16 protein-coding genes, 2 tRNA genes and 1 pseudogene are annotated in these 15044 nt (G+C 71.0%); 5 read left to right on the top strand and 14 right to left on the bottom strand.

Annotated elements, in window-relative coordinates; all coding sequences use genetic code 11:
• Positions 1-145: 145 nt before the first annotated feature.
• From IE153_RS21635 to IE153_RS21595, 9 genes are all read right to left on the bottom strand, one after another.
• Positions 146-1201: a UDP-N-acetylmuramate dehydrogenase gene (locus IE153_RS21635; RefSeq protein WP_189591507.1), complete on the bottom strand. Its 1056-nt coding sequence runs from the start codon at positions 1199-1201 to the stop codon at positions 146-148.
• Between the two features lie 99 nt (positions 1202-1300).
• Positions 1301-1681, bottom strand: a complete 381-nt coding sequence (locus IE153_RS21630; protein ID WP_189591506.1) for a DUF3291 domain-containing protein — start codon at positions 1679-1681, stop codon at positions 1301-1303.
• Between the two features lie 30 nt (positions 1682-1711).
• Complete coding sequence (locus IE153_RS21625; RefSeq protein WP_189591505.1) at positions 1712-3148, bottom strand: MFS transporter; 1437 nt, start codon at positions 3146-3148, stop codon at positions 1712-1714.
• A 92-nt stretch (positions 3149-3240) separates the two neighbouring features.
• Positions 3241-3795 carry a TetR/AcrR family transcriptional regulator gene (locus IE153_RS21620; RefSeq protein WP_189591504.1) on the bottom strand — a complete coding sequence of 185 codons (555 nt, stop codon included), beginning with the start codon at positions 3793-3795 and terminating at the stop codon, positions 3241-3243.
• 137 nt (positions 3796-3932) lie between these two features.
• Positions 3933-4361: a MaoC family dehydratase gene (locus IE153_RS21615; protein WP_189591544.1), complete on the bottom strand. Its 429-nt coding sequence runs from the start codon at positions 4359-4361 to the stop codon at positions 3933-3935.
• An 8-nt stretch (positions 4362-4369) separates the two neighbouring features.
• Positions 4370-4822 (bottom strand): MaoC family dehydratase N-terminal domain-containing protein, encoded by a 453-nt coding sequence (locus IE153_RS21610; RefSeq protein ID WP_030839763.1) that lies wholly within the window; start codon positions 4820-4822, stop codon positions 4370-4372.
• Between the two features lie 100 nt (positions 4823-4922).
• Positions 4923-5087 (bottom strand): 50S ribosomal protein L33, encoded by a 165-nt coding sequence (gene rpmG / locus IE153_RS21605; protein ID WP_003948671.1) that lies wholly within the window; start codon positions 5085-5087, stop codon positions 4923-4925.
• 90 nt (positions 5088-5177) lie between these two features.
• Positions 5178-5250 (bottom strand) — tRNA-Met (locus IE153_RS21600).
• A gap of 47 nt (positions 5251-5297) precedes the next feature.
• Positions 5298-5370, bottom strand: a tRNA-Thr gene (locus IE153_RS21595).
• Positions 5371-5608: 238 nt separating this feature from the next.
• On the opposite strand from IE153_RS21595, the gene IE153_RS21590 reads away from it, so the two are divergent.
• The gene (locus IE153_RS21590; RefSeq protein ID WP_189591503.1) at positions 5609-6868 is read left to right on the top strand and encodes an amidohydrolase family protein; all 1260 of its coding nucleotides are present in this window, start codon (positions 5609-5611) and stop codon (positions 6866-6868) included.
• A 201-nt stretch (positions 6869-7069) separates the two neighbouring features.
• Positions 7070-7726 (top strand): SDR family oxidoreductase, encoded by a 657-nt coding sequence (locus tag IE153_RS21585; protein WP_189591502.1) that lies wholly within the window; start codon positions 7070-7072, stop codon positions 7724-7726.
• A gap of 32 nt (positions 7727-7758) precedes the next feature.
• On the opposite strand, the gene IE153_RS21580 is transcribed toward IE153_RS21585, so the two are convergent.
• Entirely contained in the window at positions 7759-7971 is a 213-nt protein-coding gene (locus tag IE153_RS21580; RefSeq protein WP_189591501.1) for a hypothetical protein, read from the bottom strand.
• A 253-nt stretch (positions 7972-8224) separates the two neighbouring features.
• Between IE153_RS21580 and IE153_RS21575 the strand changes: the two are divergent.
• Positions 8225-8485, top strand: a pseudogene (locus IE153_RS21575) (carboxypeptidase-like regulatory domain-containing protein); the annotation flags it as partial.
• A 114-nt stretch (positions 8486-8599) separates the two neighbouring features.
• Here the strand turns inward: IE153_RS21575 and rox are convergent.
• The 3 genes from rox to IE153_RS21560 form a co-directional block, all read right to left on the bottom strand.
• Positions 8600-10030: a rifampin monooxygenase gene (gene rox, locus IE153_RS21570; RefSeq protein ID WP_189591500.1), complete on the bottom strand. Its 1431-nt coding sequence runs from the start codon at positions 10028-10030 to the stop codon at positions 8600-8602.
• Positions 10031-10252: 222 nt separating this feature from the next.
• The gene (locus IE153_RS21565) at positions 10253-10726 is read right to left on the bottom strand and encodes a CAP domain-containing protein (protein ID WP_189591499.1); all 474 of its coding nucleotides are present in this window, start codon (positions 10724-10726) and stop codon (positions 10253-10255) included.
• A gap of 291 nt (positions 10727-11017) precedes the next feature.
• Positions 11018-11845, bottom strand: a complete 828-nt coding sequence (locus tag IE153_RS21560; RefSeq protein WP_189591498.1) for a hypothetical protein — start codon at positions 11843-11845, stop codon at positions 11018-11020.
• 609 nt (positions 11846-12454) lie between these two features.
• On the opposite strand from IE153_RS21560, the gene IE153_RS21555 reads away from it, so the two are divergent.
• The gene (locus IE153_RS21555; protein ID WP_031108414.1) at positions 12455-12943 is read left to right on the top strand and encodes a YajQ family cyclic di-GMP-binding protein; all 489 of its coding nucleotides are present in this window, start codon (positions 12455-12457) and stop codon (positions 12941-12943) included.
• Positions 12944-13124: 181 nt separating this feature from the next.
• Here the strand turns inward: IE153_RS21555 and IE153_RS21550 are convergent, their stop codons facing one another.
• Positions 13125-13391, bottom strand: a complete 267-nt coding sequence (locus tag IE153_RS21550; RefSeq protein ID WP_030839776.1) for a GlsB/YeaQ/YmgE family stress response membrane protein — start codon at positions 13389-13391, stop codon at positions 13125-13127.
• A 193-nt stretch (positions 13392-13584) separates the two neighbouring features.
• On the opposite strand from IE153_RS21550, the gene IE153_RS21545 reads away from it, so the two are divergent.
• Entirely contained in the window at positions 13585-14841 is a 1257-nt protein-coding gene (locus tag IE153_RS21545; protein WP_189591497.1) for an APC family permease, read from the top strand.
• Positions 14842-15044: the final 203 nt, after the last annotated feature.

Genomic DNA, 15044 nt, shown 5'->3' with positions numbered 1-15044 from the left:
AGCGGAGCCGAGAGCTTGGGGGAGGGTGGGCGCAGCGGCACCCCGCTACGCCGGGCTGCGGACCCACCCGGCCTCAGCACCGACGCCGCAGCACCCCAAGGCGCCGGGTTGCGGACCCCCCGGCCCCAGCAGCGGCGTCGGGTGCCTACAGGCTGACTCCGACCGTCACCGGCTCGTTGACCAGGGTGATTCCGAAGGCCTCGTGGACTCCGGCCACGACCTCGCGGGCCAGGGCGAGGAGATCCTCGGTGGTCGCGCTCCCCCGGTTCGTGAGGGCCAGCGTGTGCTTCGTGGAGATGCGGGCCGGACCGTCGCCATAGCCCTTGGTGAAGCCGGACTTGTCGATCAGCCAGGCCGCGGAGGTCTTGGTGCGGCCCTCACCGGCCGGGTACGCGGGAGGCTCCACCCCGTCGCCGAGCCGCTCACGCACGCGGGCGCGGAACGCCGCGAAGTCCGTGTCCGTGAGGATCGGGTTGGTGAAGAAGGAGCCGGCCGACCAGGTGTCGTGGTCCTCGGGGTCGAGGACCATGCCCTTGCCGGCACGCAGCTTGAGCACTGTCTCGCGGGCCGACGCGAGGGGGACGCGGTCGCCCGCTTCCACCCCGAGGGCCCGGGCCGTCTCGGCGTAGCGGAGGGGCGCGGAGAGGCCCTCGGCGTCCTCCAGGGAGAAGCGCACGCGCAGGACCACGTAGCGCTCGGGGTCGGACTTGAAGCGGCTGTGGCGGTAGGAGAAGGCGCAGTCCTCGTTGGCCAGGGTGACCGTCTCGCCGGTGCGGCGGTCGTAGGCGACGACCTCGGTGATCGTCGAGGAGACCTCCTGGCCGTACGCCCCGACGTTCTGGATGGGGGTCGCGCCCGCCGAGCCGGGGATGCCGGCCAGGCACTCGATGCCGGCCAGGCCCGCCTCGACCGTGCGGGCGACGGCGTCGGTCCAGACCTCGCCGGCCGCGAGCTCCAGGTTCGTGCCGTCGAGGGAGTAGCCCTTGGTGGCGAGGACGAGGGCCGTGCCCTCGAAGCCCTTGTCGCCGATGACCAGGTTCGAGCCGCCGCCGATGAGCAGCAGCGGGGTGCCCGCCTCGTCGGCTTCCCGTACGGCGGCGATCACCTCGTCGTCCGTCGTCGCGGTGACCAGCCGGGTCGCGGGGCCGCCCAGCCGGAAGGTCGTCAGCGGGGCGAGGGGGGCGTCGTGGAGTTCCTGCACGGGCTCAAGAGTACGAGACGGCACCGACAGGGCCGGGCATGCGTGTGTGCGGCCCCGCTCCGCAAGGGGAGTGGGGCCGCACGCGCGCGGGGTGGGCTGTCAGGGCAGGCGGCGGAGCGCCTCGGACCAGGACAGCGGGAGTTCGTCGCTGTTCACCTGCCAGGTGGTGAAGGCCGAGTCCTTCATCTGCGGGGCGAGGCCCCGTGAGGAGGGGCCGTGGGCGCCCGCGCGGACGAAGGCGTGGAGCGCGTCCTTGGACTCCCAGGCGGACAGGGTCCAGAAGGTCCGCTTCAACGGCTTCGCCTTCAGGGTCGCTCCGTAGGCGCCGGGGCTGCGGCGGACCTGCCGCCAGACGGCGGGCGTCCCGGCGAGGAACTTCAGGGCTCCCCACAGCGTGCGGGTCTCGAAGCGGGAGGCGAAGACGTGCACCTCGGTGTCGCGGGGCGGGGTGTTCGGGACGGTCCAGGGAAGGGTGGGCATGCCGCTTCTCCTTGTTCGGGTCCTTGGGGGTCAGTGGGCGGCCGTCTCCAGCACCGGTGCCTGTTCGGCCGGGTCCTCCTGCCGTTCCGTGCGCCGGCGGGTCGGTATGAGCAGGGCGGCGATGCCGGCGAGGGCGACCACCGCGGAGCCCGTCACCAGGGCGGGCCGCATGCCGTCGACGAAGGTCTGGCCGGTCTCGTAGCCGCCCTGGGCGGCGAAGATCGACGCCATGACGGCGATGCCGAGCGCCCCGCCCACCTCGCGCAGCGCATTGTTGGCCCCGGAGGCGATGCCCTGCTCCGACGGCCGCACGCTGGACATCACCAGGTGCGAGGCGGGGGCGAAGTACAGCGCCATGCCGATGCCGCTGACGATCAGGGCGGGCAGCTGAGAGCCGTAGGAGGCGTCGGTCGTGGCCACCACCGCCATGTAGCCGAGGCCCAGGGCCTGCAGGAAGAGGCCCGTGGCGACGACCGGGCGGCCGCCGATGCGGTCGGCCAGGATGCCGGCGATCGGGGCGACCAGCATCGGCATGCCGGTCCAGGGCAGCATCCTGAGGCCCGCCTCGGTGGGCGAGTAGCCGAGGACGCCCTGCATGTACTGGCTGAGCAGGAAGATCGAGCCGAACATGCCGAGGAACATCAGCAGGCTCGCCGCGTTGATGCCGGCGAAGGCACGGGAGCGGAACAGCCGCATGGGGAGCATGGGGTTCTTGGCGCGGGTGCTGTAGAGGATGAAGCCGGCGAGCAGCGCGGAGCCCGCGAACAGGCCCGTCAGCACGAGGGATCCGGTCCAGCCGTCGGCCGGGCCGCGGACCAGGCCGTAGACGATGCCGAACAGGCCGCCGCTGGCGAGCAGGGTGCCGGGGACGTCGAGCGGGGCTCCGGTGCCGTGGGACTCGGCGAGGCGCAGCCGGGCGAGCGGCAGCAGGGCCAGACCCAGCGGGACGTTCAGCCAGAAGATCCACTGCCAGGAGATGTGTTCGGTGAGGGTGCCGCCGACGAGCGGCCCGGAGGCGACGGCGAGTCCGTTGACGGCGCCCCAGATGCCGTACGCCATGCCGCGCTTGGCGACGGGCACGGCGGCGGTCAGCAGGGTGAGCGTCAGCGGCATCATCACGGCCGCGCCGACGCCCTGGATCGCGCGGGCGGCGATGAGGGAGTCGATGCCGGGCGCCATGGCCGCGGCGGCGGATGCGCCGGTGAAGACGGCGAGTCCGGCGATGAACAGCCGGCGCCGGCCGAAGCGGTCGCCGAGGGCCGCGCCGAACATCAGCAGGACGGCGAAGGTGAGCGTGTAGGCGCTCACGGTCCATTCCAGGTCGTGCAGTCCGCCGCCGAGGTCCTCGCGGATGGAGGGCAGGGCGGTGGTGACGACGAGGTTGTCCAGGGCCGCCATGAATCCGGCGACGCTGGTGATGACGAGGGCCCAGGCGGCTCCCCCGCGACGTGCGGTCTGCTGTGACATCGCTCCCCCATGGAGTGTGTGCCGTGATCGATTAGTTATTGATTACTAACTTTCGAGGTCATGAAAAAGGCCTGCCTACTTGCCCTGACGTGTCAGCTGTCGGACTCCGACGGGTTCAGCCCCGCCCAGACCCGGTGATCGTCCGGGAAGCCCATGGCCACCAGACAGTTGATGAGCATGCCCTGGGCGAGGAAGGTCGTCGTCTCGTGGGCGTCGGCGCCGAGTGGCAGGTGGATGGTGTCCCACAGCCGCATCCAGCCCGTGCGTACGGCTTCGCCGAACTCGCGGTCCCCTTCCTCCTCCGCGGCCGCCACGGCGAGGTACATCTGCATCTGCATCATCAGCCGCTCGGGCTGTTCGGAGATGGTCTCGACGTACGCATCACCCATGGCGCGGCGGGCCTCTTCACCCTCCAGCCCCTCGGCTGCCTCCGCGAACATCCGGATGGTGTCCTCGACGCACCGCTCGGCCGCCGCCAGGAAGATCGCCTTCTTGCCCGGGAAGAGGCGGAAGAGATACGGCTGCGAGACGCCGACCCGGCGGGCGATCGCCTCGGTCGAAGTGCCGTGGTAGCCCCCGCGGGCGAACTCCGTCGTCGCCGCCCGGATGACGCTCTCGCGCCGCTCTTCCGCACTCATCCTTGCCATGCATTCGAAGTTAGTGCTCAATCACTAACTACGTCAAGCGGGCAATGACCCGCACACGCCACGCACAGAAGGAGCCACTCCACGCGTAAGGGGCGCCCCTCCATGGAGAGCGCCCCTTACACCACGTCGTGGCCGTGTCAGGCCAGTCGTACGACCGCCCTGGACATGCCCAGCACCTTCTGCCCGGCGCAGGTCGCGGTCAGGTCCACGCGGACGGTGTTGTCGTCGAGCAGGGCGGCAACCTTGCCGGCCACCTCGATCACGGCGCCCTCGCCGTCGTTCGGGACGACGACGGGCTTGGTGAAGCGGACGCCGTACTCGACGACCGCGCCCGGGTCGCCGGTCCAGTCGGTGACGACGCGGATCGCTTCGGCCATGGTGAACATGCCGTGCGCGATGACGTCGGGCAGGCCGACCTCCTTGGCGAACTTCTCGTTCCAGTGGATCGGGTTGAAGTCGCCGGAGGCGCCCGCATACCGGACGAGGGTGTCGCGGGTCACGGGGAAGGTCTGCGCGGGCAGTTCGGTGCCGACCTCGACGTCGGTGTAGGAGATCTTCGCGGTCATGGGGTCGCTCACGCCTCCTCGGCCGCGCGGGCCACGAGCTTGGTCCAGGCGGTCACGACGTGCTCGCCGGCCTCGTCGTGGACCTCGCCGCGGATGTCCACGATGTCGTTGCCCGCGAGGGACTTGATCGCCTCGATGGTCGAGGTGACCGTGAGCCGGTCGCCGGCGCGGACCGGGCGGCGGTAGGCGAACTTCTGGTCGCCGTGCACCACGCGGCTGTAGTCCAGGCCGAGCTGCGGGTCCTGGACGACCTCGCCGGCGGCCTTGAAGGTGATCGCGAAGACGAAGGTCGGCGGGGCGATCACATCGGGGTGACCGAGTGCCTTGGCGGCCTCCGCGTCCGTGTACGCCGGGTTGGCGTCCCCGACCGCCTCGGCGAACTCACGGATCTTCTCCCGGCCCACCTCGTAGGGCGCGGTGGGCGGGTACGTCCGCCCCACGAAGGACTGGTCGAGCGCCATGGCTCGGTACCTCCTGGTAGCTCTACTGACCGGTACGGGTCCCTCAACGACGCGAGGCCGCCCCCGATCTCTCGGGAACGGCCTCGTGTACGAGCCTGAATTATCGCGTTTCGCGGTGCGCGGTGTGCGCGTTGCAACGCGGGCAGTGCTTCTTCATCTCAAGACGATCCGGGTTGTTACGCCGGTTCTTCTTGGTGATGTAGTTCCGCTCCTTGCACTCCACGCAGGCCAGCGTGATCTTCGGGCGGACGTCGGTGGCAGCCACGTGAGTGCTCCTAAGACGAACGGATGGACATATTCAACGCAAGAAAGAGTAGCCGATCGAAGGACCGACCCCGCAATCGGCTACTGTCAGTAGCGGTGACCGGACTTGAACCGGTGACACAGCGATTATGAGCCGCTTGCTCTACCGACTGAGCTACACCGCTTTGATGTGGTCCGGACCCCGTCTCGCGACGGGAGCCAGTCACACCAGAGCCCCAAAACGGAATCGAACCGTTGACCTTCTCCTTACCATGGAGACGCTCTGCCGACTGAGCTATTGGGGCGAGCGATGAAGACATTACACGCTCCGCCGCCGTTCACCCAAATCCGTTTCGAGGCACCCACCCCGGGCGCCCGGACCGTCCTCCCGGCAGCCCCGTGGGGCGCCTCCCGCCCCGCGAGCGGACCACGCCGGTACGACTATTGCGCTCCTCCCGGCCGCGGACGGGAGGCCGTCCTAGGCTCGTCTCACTCTGTGTGATCACGCGTCCTCCCGCGCGCAGCCCGAGCCCCTGGAGTGCGATGCCCGACAGCCGGCCGCAGCCACCACCGCCCCCGTCGTCCTCGCCTGGCGCGGCCGACCCGTCCTCGCTGCTGCTGTGCGGAGCGCGGCTCACCGACGGCCGGACCGTGGACGTGCGGCTGGGCGGCGGGCGCATCGAGGCGGTCGGCACAGCCGGCAGCCTGGGAGCGGGCGGCACGCGCGCGTGCCGGGCACGGGTGGACCTCAGCGGCTATCTGCTGCTGCCGGCCCCGGCCGAGCCGCACGCCCACGCCGACACGGCCCTGTCGGCCGACGCCGAAGGTCCTGTCTCCTACGAACCGCAGGACGTGCAGCGCCGGGCGACGGAGGCCGCGCTGCTCCAGCTCGGGCACGGGGCGACGGCGATGCGGGCGCACGTACGCGTGGGGGACGTCCAGGGGCTGGGCGCGCTGACGGCCGTGCTGCAGGCGCGGCGGTCGCTGCGCGGACTGGCGGAGCTGACGACGGTCGCGATGCCCCGGGTGCTGACCGGGGTCGCCGGCGCGGACGGACTGGCGATGCTGCGGGACGCGGTGAAGATGGGCGCCTCGGTGGTGGGCGGGCGGCCGGACCTCGACCCGGATCCGACGGGGTACGTGGAGGCGGTCCTGGAGATGGCCTCCGAGCACGGCTGCCCGGTCGACCTGCACACGGACGCCGGCGACCCGGCCCGGCTGGCCCGGCTCGCGGCGATGGCGGGCGGACTGCGCCCCGGCGTGACCCTGAGCCCGTGCGGCGACCTCGGCCGGCTGCCCTCCGAGGTGGCCTCGCGGACGGCCGACCAACTCGCGGCGGCCGGAGTGGCGGTGGTGTGCCTGCCGCAGGGCGGCTGCGGCGGCGTCGACCGCCGGGGGGCGGCTCCGGTACGGCTGCTGCGCGCGGCCGGGGTGCGGGTGGCCGCCGGGAGCGGTGCACTGCGGGACGTGTCCAACCCGGTGGGGCGTGGCGACCCGCTGGAGGCGGCCTTCCTGCTGGCCTCGCGCTACGGCTTGCCGCCCGAGGAGGCGTACGACGCCGTGAGCGCGTCGGCGCGGGCGGTGCTGGGGCTGCCCCAGGTGCGGGTGGAGGCGGGGTTCCCGGCCGAGTTGCTCGCGGTGCGCGGGGAGCGGCTCGCGGGGGTGCTGTCGCTGGCCTACAGCCGGATCGTGGTGCACCAGGGGCGCGTGGTGGCGCGGACCAGCGCGGTGCGGGAGTACTGCAGTTCGGCGGCTTCGGCGGAGCTGGGACTGCCGCGGCAGGGGCGGGGGGACGTGCCGTAGGGCCGGGGCGGGCGTGGGAGCGGGCGGAGTGCTGCAGGGCATGCGGCGGGAGCGGGGCCGGAGCGCCGTGGGCCTGAGGCGTTTTGTGGGCGGAGAGCAGTAGCGCCTGCGGCGGGGCGGGGCGAAGTGCCGTGGGATGTGCGGCGTGGTGTGGGCGAGGTCGTGCGGCGGGTGGTGCTGTCCAGGCGTACGGTCGAAGGCATGCGCATTGTCATCGCTGGTGGTCATGGTCAGATCGCGTTGCGGCTGGAGCGGTTGCTCGCCGCGCGCGGGGACGAGGCAGCCGGGCTCATCCGCAAGCCCGAGCAGGCCGACGATTTGCGGCAGGCCGGTGCCGAACCGGTCGTGCTCGACCTGGAGCAGGCGTCCGTGGACGAGGTCGCGGAGCGGCTCAGGGGTGCCGACGCCGCGGTCTTCGCGGCGGGTGCGGGCCCGGGCAGCGGGGTGGCCCGCAAGGACACGGTGGACAAGGCCGCGGCGGTCCTCTTCGCGGACGCGGCGGTGAAGGCGGGCGTACGGCGCTTTGTGATCGTGTCGTCCATGGGCGCCGACCCGCGCCACCAGGGGGACGAGATCTTCGACGTGTACCTGCGCGCCAAGGGCGAGGCAGACGAGTACGTGCGCGGGCTGGACGACCTGGACTGGACGATCCTGCGCCCCGGCGGGCTCACCGACGACGCCGGCACCGGTCTGGTACGCCTGGAGGCACACACGGGCCGCGGCACGATTCCGCGCGACGACGTGGCCGCCGTGCTGGCGGAGCTGGTGGACACCCCCGCGACGGCCGGGCTCACTCTGGAGCTGATCAGCGGGCCGACGCCGGTGTCGGTGGCAGTGAGGTCGGTGGCGGGGAACTGACGCCGGTGGCCGGCCGCCTGGTCGGGGCCGGCCTAGAACAGGGGTAGTTGGCCGGGGAAGTCCGGGACCGTGTAGCCGTCCAACGAGGGTTGCTCAGGACCCGGGCGGGCCTGGCGGCGGGAGCCCGGGCATGAGGTGAGTTCGCCGTGCGCGCGGGCGCCGGGCGGGTCGTGGCGCGCGTACCGCCCGGCGACGACGGCGATCTCGCGGCGGCACTCGGGGCAGACTCTGCGGCGGGAGGACATGGGGCAAGTGTGCCGCGCGGGTGGGCCGGACATGCCTCTCCCCTGCGGGGCCGCCCTTTTGCAGGGCCGCGGGTATGCATGCGATCGGGTTGCTTAAGTCAATCAATGGCCCTGGCTTGGTCGGGTCGCGCTGTTCCTTGACGCCCCTGCGGAGGCCCGGCCATGTCCCACGCCCTTTCCCGACCCTCCGGCACCGGGGGGCCCGCGGCACCACGGGCGAACGCCGTCGTCGCGGTCCTGGCCTTCGGCGGGACTGTGGCCCGGCGCGCAGGTGCGGGGCACGGTGCGCGGAGGGGGCGCGCCGCTGAGCGACGCGCGGGTGACGCTGGCGGACGCGGCGGGCAACGTGGTCGCCACGACGCGGACCGGTCTCGACGGGGCGTACGCCTCCTCCGACTTGGACCCCGGCGCGTACACGCTCATCGCGACCGGCCACCCGCCCCGGGTGGCGTCGCTGGCGGTCCCGGGCACCGGCGTGGACGACCACGACATCGAACTCGCCCACGCCGGGGAAGAGGCGCGGGCGGGGTGGGCGGCGGGTCTGACCGCCCCCGCCCCGTCGGCAGTTCCAGGCCCCCACCCAGTCGGCCGTTCAAGGCCCCCACCCCATCGGCCGTTGAAGGCTCGCTCAGCCGGTTGCCGCTCCGAACCACCGCGGCAGCCGGTCGAGCAGGTCCCGCTGGTCCTCACCGGCCCAGGCCACATGGCCGTCCGGTCGTAGCAGCACCGCGGGCACGTCGAGTTCTTCGCTGACGTCCACGACGTGGTCGACCCGGTCCGCCCAGCCCGCCACCGAGAGCCTGCCGCCGGTCTGGTCGAGCAGCAGTCCGCGGCCGCCGCGCATCTGCTCGTAGAGGCGGCCCCGCTGCCGCAAGCGCACGTCCCGCAGCCGTCGGCCGAGCAGTTCATGGCCTTCCTCGAAGTCGTAGCGGACGGCGATCGCGGTGATCTTCTCGATCAGGTAGCGGTTCACCTCCTCGAAGTCCATCAACTCCGCCAGCAGTCGGCGCACGGCCTGCGGTCCCGGTTCGGGTGACAGCAGCTGCATCTGCGCCCGGGTGTTGTCCAGCACGGCAGCGGCCACCGGGTGACGTTCGCTGTGGTAGCTGTCCAGCAGGCCTTCCGGTGCCCAGCCGCGCAGTGCGGCCGCCAGCTTCCAGCCGAGGTTGAACGCGTCCTGGATGCCGAGGTTGAGCCCCTGCCCGCCGGTCGGCGGGTGGATGTGCGCGGCGTCGCCGGCCAGCAGGACCCGGTCCACGCGGTAGCGCTCGGCCAGCCGGGTGGCGTCGCCGAAACGGGAGAGCCAGCGCGGGGAGTGCACGCCGAAGTCGGTACCGGCGAACTTCCGCAGTTGCTGCTTGAACTCGTCGAGGGTCGGCGGGACCGTGCGGTCCTCGGCCACTCCCTCGGCGGGCACGATGACCCGGTGCACCCCGTTCTCCAACGGCATGGCCCCGAACCGGAGATGGGTCTTGCGGACCTCGGCCATCACGGCCGCCAGCTCCTCCTGCGACGCGGTCAACTCCATCTCGCCCAGCAGCGTCTCGACCCTGGAGGGCTCGCCGGGGAAGTCGACGCCTAGCAGCTTGCGCACCGTGCTGCGGCCGCCGTCGCAACCGACGAGGTAGCGGGAGCGCAGCCGCGTGCCGTCGGCCAGTTCGGCGGTCACCCCGTCGCCGTCCTGGCTCAGCTCGACGAGTGCGCGGCCGCGCCGGATGTCGGTGCCGAGTTCGGCGGCGTGCTCGGCCAGGAGGCGGTCGGTGACGGGTTGCGGGATGCCGAGGACATACCCGTGTGCGGTGTCCAGCCGGTCGGGTGACGGCTTGGTGAGGCCGGCGAAACCGCCGACCGGGTGCGTCTTGCCCTCGGCCAGGAACCGCTCCAGCAGACCGCGCTGGTCCAGTACCTCGATGCTGCGTACGTGGAGACCGAGCGCGCGGACGTTCGGAGGCGGCTCCGCCTCCTTCTCCAGCACGATCACATCGACGCCGTGCAACCGCAGTTCTCCGGCCAGCATCATTCCGGTCGGGCCACCACCGGCAATGATCACATCAATCAAGACAGACCCCAGTTTTCGCCTGTTTCTGGCTTCAGGTCGCAGATTCTGCGGCACCACGGGGGCCTTGCCGCAAGACCCCCCGTGCGCTATATGTTGAGAGTGGCAAGGAGCGGATGACTCCTTGCCTTTCCTTTTGCCCCCCTCTCTTTCCCTATGGAAAGGGGGGCCGCGGCAAGTGGTGCGGCCCGCATGTGGTGTACCGAGGAAAGGGCAGTGCCCGGCTCAATATCCGGCGGCCAGGTCCAGCGTCCACCAGGGTCCCCCGCGGCCATTCGCGACGCCGACGCCCGTGTGGATGTAACGGCAGGTCAGGATGATGTCCCGATGCTCGGAGCTGTCGATCCAGGTGCGAACGGCGGACTCGGGAGTGCCGGGGCCGGCGGCGATGTAGCCGGGGTGGTAGCCGGCGTCCCGCATCCGCGCGGCGGGGCTGCTGCCGTCGCTGCCGGTGTGGGTGAGGCGCCGCTCGCGGGCCATGTCGGTACTGTGCCGCCGGGCGGCGCGGTTGAGGGAGGTGCGGAGCCGCAAGGGTCCGCAATCGGCCCTGGCGCGCTGCCGGTTGACGGCGTCGACGATATCGGCCGCCGTATCGTCACGGACCTGGTCCGGGCGGGTGTGAGCGGTGCTGTCCCGGGGTTGGACCGGCCCCGGCGCCGGCAGGCGCCACGAGGGCGACTCCTGGTAGGGCGGCGGCATCGGCAGGGGCGGCCCGGCCCAGACAAAAAAAGGGGGGCTCCCAGGGCGAGCGCGGCCCTGCGCATCCCGGTCATCGTCCCCCTCTTCTTTTCTTGGCGTTCAGCTCGCTGCGTTGTGCGTTCTTCGTTCCGCGCATCGCACTGAAAACCGTCGTGAGATCCATGCCTGTTGCCGCGCCGTGCCGTTCATTCGGGGGAACGGCCCGGGGTAACGGCGCGGGGGAACGGCACAAAGCACCGGGCTCCTTTTCAACTGCGTCTCCGCAGTTGAAAAGGAGCCCGGTGAAAGGCATCAGCGTACGTCGACGTAGTCGGCCGTGCTGGTGGCGACGCCGGTCGTGGAGTTGCCGTAGTACACCCAGCGGTAGTAGCCGTCGACCGAGGCGGTGACCGTGGTCTTCAGCCCTCCGGTGCTGCTGGTGGTGGCCTTCTTGAGCGTCTTGTAGCTGTCGGTGCCCTTGGCGCGGAACTGCAGGCTGACGGTACGGCCGCCGTAGGCGTCGTACTTCTTCGTGCTCCAGTTCGCCCGGGTCACCTTGCCCGTGACGGTGATCGGCTTGCCCTTGGTGACCGGCTCCGGCGAGGCGTTGGTGGTGGCCTTGGCCGCGCGCTTGAGCTGGGCGGTCGCGGACCGTGTCTCCAGCTCCCCGGTCTTGAGGCCGCCGTCGGCCTTCCACAACTTCAGCGAGACGCCGACCTTCCAGGTCGCGGCGTCGCTGTTGGAGTCGACGTGCTCCTGGCTCGGGTGCGGGTCGATATAGAGGCCGCCCTCGCAGTGAGCGTGCTTGGAGTCGGTCTCGTAGCAGGTGTAACTGCCCGGCTGGATGAAGTTCTCGCCCGTGTCGGCTGCCGTCTTGATGCTGCCGCGGTAGAGGAAGGGGTAGGCGTCGTAACGGGAGGGATTGGAGGTGGTGTAGCCGGAAGGCAGGGCGATGTCGAAACTGATGGGCGGCTCCACCTCCTTCGACGTGCCGACGACGATCGGCTTGCCGTTGTTGATGACGATGCCCGACACGGTGATACCGGTATCCGCCGCCTGAGCCGTCGGCGCGTTCAGCACCGAGAACCCCAGCGCCCCCACGAGCGTGGCCACCGCGACGGTCCGTCTGCCTGTTTTCATTCACACCTCATCAGGAGCATGCCGTTGAAAGAGGCGGCAGCCTATCTGACGCGTTCATGTCCTCAGGTCGCCCGGTCGTCGGGCAGAGCCTCGGGCAGAGCCCATGCCGTGGGGCACGACGGGGGCGTCTGCCGCATGAGTTCGTGAGGCGGGGTGAAGGCCGAGGGGCAGCTCCTTATGACCTTCGTCACGGGAGGCTTCTCCGGCTCGGCGCTGGACGGAGCCGATGGACTGTGCGACGAGGTGTTCGGCGGTCTTCGAGCCCGGCGGGACAGTGCCCCGGCGCAACGAAGAGACCCCCTCCGCTCTGCGTTTCCGCAGTTCGGAGGGGGTCTTCCCCAGTGTGGCGGCGCCAGGATTCGAACCTGGGAAGGCTGAGCCACACCGCCGGGGTTTGCTGCCCGTCGAGCCGCTTTTCCGCGGCGCTCTGTGGCAACGACGTAAACAATACCCGATGCGGAGGGGTGCTCCGCCACCCGATTGATCGGCGCTCGGAGGGCCACGGGTGGCTAGGCTTGCCGGATGCGGCCCGGGACCTGAACGGGCCCTGCGACCGCCCACATACGCCGGTACGCACGATACGCACCCCGATACAAGGAGCCACAGGACATGGCCGACTCCAGTTTCGACATCGTCTCGAAGGTCGAGCGGCAGGAGGTCGACAACGCACTCAACCAGGCCGCCAAGGAGATCTCGCAGCGCTACGACTTCAAGGGCGTGGGTGCCTCGATCTCGTGGTCCGGTGAGCAGATCCTCATGGAGGCGAACTCCGAGGACCGGGTGAAGGCCATCCTCGACGTCTTCCAGTCCAAGCTGATCAAGCGGGGCATCTCGCTGAAGGCTCTGGAGGCGGGCGAGCCCCAGCTCTCCGGCAAGGAGTACAAGATCTTCTCGTCGATCAAGGAGGGCATCTCCCAGGAGAACGCCAAGAAGGTCGCGAAGACCATCCGGGACGAGGGCCCCAAGGGCGTGAAGGCGCAGGTGCAGGGCGAGGAGCTGCGCGTCAGCTCCAAGAACCGTGACGATCTGCAGGCCGTCATCGCCCTGCTGAAGGGCAAGGACTTCGACTTCGCCCTGCAGTTCGTGAACTACCGGTAGGTCCGGCCCTCGGGCTTACGCCCGCACTGATACGAGGAAGGGTGGGCGCCGCCGGTGCCCACCCTTCTCGGCTGCCGGCTTCCGGCCTTCGACTGCCGGCTGTCGTCGGTGGCGCGGTCAGTCGATTGCGCGACCAGTCGGTGGCGCGGTCGGCCGGTGGGGCGACCAGTCGGTGGCGCGCTCAGTCGCGGGAGTTCCCGAACAGGAGCCGGTAGGCGATCAGCAGCACCAGCGATCCGCCGATCGCCGCTGCCCAGGTCGCACCGTCGTAGAAGCCCTTGGTGATGGGGTGGTCCATCCAGCGAGCCGATATCCAGCCGCCGATGAACGCGCCCGCGATGCCGATCAGGGTCGTGCCGATGAGACCGCCCGGGTCGCGCCCCGGCAGCAGGAACTTCGCGATGGCTCCGGCCAACAGTCCCAGGATGATCCAGCTGATGATGGTCATGCCGTGAACCTGCCCTTTCACGCTGTGCCCGCACTGTCCCGGCCATGTGATCTTGCTTTCGGCCAGGCCGGGGCCGTGCGTCGTACGTCGGGCGCCCCGAGCGCGGCCTCTTTGCCCCGCCGTTCACGCCGTCTTGGTGGGGAGGACGTGCGGGGCACATCCACCGGTTGCACTGATCAGTAGGGTGCGACGCATGAGAGCCTCCGGTCCCGGACTGCGCCGCACTCTCGGCATGGGTGACGCCGTCGTCATCGGACTCGGCTCGATGGTGGGGGCCGGGATCTTCGCCGCTCTCGCACCGGCCGCGCACGCTGCCGGATCCGGGCTGCTCCTCGGGCTCGCCGTCGCCGCTGTGGTCGCGTACTGCAACGCCATGTCGTCGGCTCGCCTCGCCGTCCTGTATCCGGCCTCGGGCGGCACCTATGTGTACGGGCGGGAGCGGCTCGGGGAGTTCTGGGGGCATCTCGCCGGCTGGTCGTTCGTGGTCGGGAAGACGGCCTCCTGTGCGGCGATGGCGCTCACCGTGGGCACGTACGTCTGGCCGGAGCAGGCGCACGCGGTGGCAGTCGCGGCCGTGGTGGCACTGACCGCGGTGAACTACGGCGGTGTCCAGAAGTCCGCGTGGCTGACGCGGGTGATCGTGGCGCTGGTCCTGGCTCTCCTCGCTTCCGTGGTGGTTGCGTGTCTGGTGTCGGGTGAGGCCGATGCCAGGCGGCTGGGCATCGGGGCCTCGGGCGGGGCGTATGGGGTGCTGCAGGCGGCCGGTCTGCTGTTCTTCGCCTTCGCCGGGTACGCCCGGATCGCGACGCTCGGCGAGGAGGTGCGGGATCCCGCGCGCGCCATTCCGCGCGCGATCCCACTGGCGCTGGGCATCACGCTGGTGGTGTACGCGTGTGTGGCGGTGGCTGTCCTTTCGGTACTCGGGTCGGGCGGTCTCGGGAATGCGACGGCGCCGCTGGCCGACGCGGTGCGGGCGGCCGGAGTGCCCTCGCTGGTGCCGGTGGTGCGGGTCGGTGCGGCCGTGGCCGCGATGGGATCGCTGCTCGCGCTGATCCTCGGGGTCTCGCGGACGACGCTGGCCATGGCGCGGGACCGGCATCTGCCGGGGGCGCTGGCCGCCGTGCATCCGCGGTTCCAGGTGCCGCACCGGGCGGAGCTGGCCGTGGGTGCGGTGGTCGCGGTCCTGGCCGCCACGGTGGACGTGCGGGGCGCGATCGGGTTCTCCTCCTTCGGTGTGCTTGCGTACTACGCCGTGGCCAATGCGTCGGCTTGGACGCTGTCTTCGGCGTCGGCGGCGCGGCTGGTGCCGGTGGTGGGGCTGGTCGGGTGTGTGGTGCTGGCGTTCTCGCTGCCCGGGGTGTCGGTGGTGGTGGGCGCCGGGGTGCTGGTGGTGGGCGCGGTCGCGTACGTCGTGCGAAGGTGGATGAGAGCCGGGGCGGGGCGGGGGTAGGGGCGGTGTCCCCTCCGCTACGGGCCGTGGTGGGCCGGGTGGGCCGAGCCGGGCCGGAGTCAGCCAGGTAGGCCAGGCCAGGCGTTCAGGAGCCTCTCGAACCGGGTGAACCGGGTTCCTCCAAGCCGCGTGGCCTGGCTCTCTTGGCGCCTTTCACCGAGGCAGCCGATGCGGAGCGCGAAGTGGTGGCCTGCGGGCGAGTG

Origin of the sequence: Streptomyces massasporeus (assembly GCF_014648995.1) — a bacterium.
GTDB lineage: Bacteria > Actinomycetota > Actinomycetes > Streptomycetales > Streptomycetaceae > Streptomyces > Streptomyces massasporeus.
Note: the sequence above shows the minus strand (reverse complement) of the source record. Positions and strands in the feature narration are given on the sequence as shown.

What these genes read in the sequence shown, in the direction of transcription:
- IE153_RS21630 (WP_189591506.1), bottom strand. Translation starts at nt 1,681, where the DNA reads ATGCCCACCCTTCCCTGGACCGTCCCGAACACCCCGCCCCGCGACACC.
- IE153_RS21625 (WP_189591505.1), bottom strand. Translation starts at nt 3,148, where the DNA reads ATGTCACAGCAGACCGCACGTCGCGGGGGAGCCGCCTGGGCCCTCGTC.
- IE153_RS21620 (WP_189591504.1), bottom strand. Translation starts at nt 3,795, where the DNA reads ATGGCAAGGATGAGTGCGGAAGAGCGGCGCGAGAGCGTCATCCGGGCG.
- IE153_RS21615 (WP_189591544.1), bottom strand. Translation starts at nt 4,361, where the DNA reads ATGACCGCGAAGATCTCCTACACCGACGTCGAGGTCGGCACCGAACTG.
- IE153_RS21610 (WP_030839763.1), bottom strand. Translation starts at nt 4,822, where the DNA reads ATGGCGCTCGACCAGTCCTTCGTGGGGCGGACGTACCCGCCCACCGCG.
- IE153_RS21590 (WP_189591503.1), top strand. Translation starts at nt 5,609, where the DNA reads ATGCCCGACAGCCGGCCGCAGCCACCACCGCCCCCGTCGTCCTCGCCT.
- IE153_RS21585 (WP_189591502.1), top strand. Translation starts at nt 7,070, where the DNA reads ATGCGCATTGTCATCGCTGGTGGTCATGGTCAGATCGCGTTGCGGCTG.
- IE153_RS21580 (WP_189591501.1), bottom strand. Translation starts at nt 7,971, where the DNA reads ATGTCCTCCCGCCGCAGAGTCTGCCCCGAGTGCCGCCGCGAGATCGCC.
- IE153_RS21565 (WP_189591499.1), bottom strand. Translation starts at nt 10,726, where the DNA reads ATGCCGCCGCCCTACCAGGAGTCGCCCTCGTGGCGCCTGCCGGCGCCG.
- IE153_RS21560 (WP_189591498.1), bottom strand. Translation starts at nt 11,845, where the DNA reads ATGAAAACAGGCAGACGGACCGTCGCGGTGGCCACGCTCGTGGGGGCG.
- IE153_RS21555 (WP_031108414.1), top strand. Translation starts at nt 12,455, where the DNA reads ATGGCCGACTCCAGTTTCGACATCGTCTCGAAGGTCGAGCGGCAGGAG.
- IE153_RS21550 (WP_030839776.1), bottom strand. Translation starts at nt 13,391, where the DNA reads ATGACCATCATCAGCTGGATCATCCTGGGACTGTTGGCCGGAGCCATC.
- IE153_RS21545 (WP_189591497.1), top strand. Translation starts at nt 13,585, where the DNA reads ATGAGAGCCTCCGGTCCCGGACTGCGCCGCACTCTCGGCATGGGTGAC.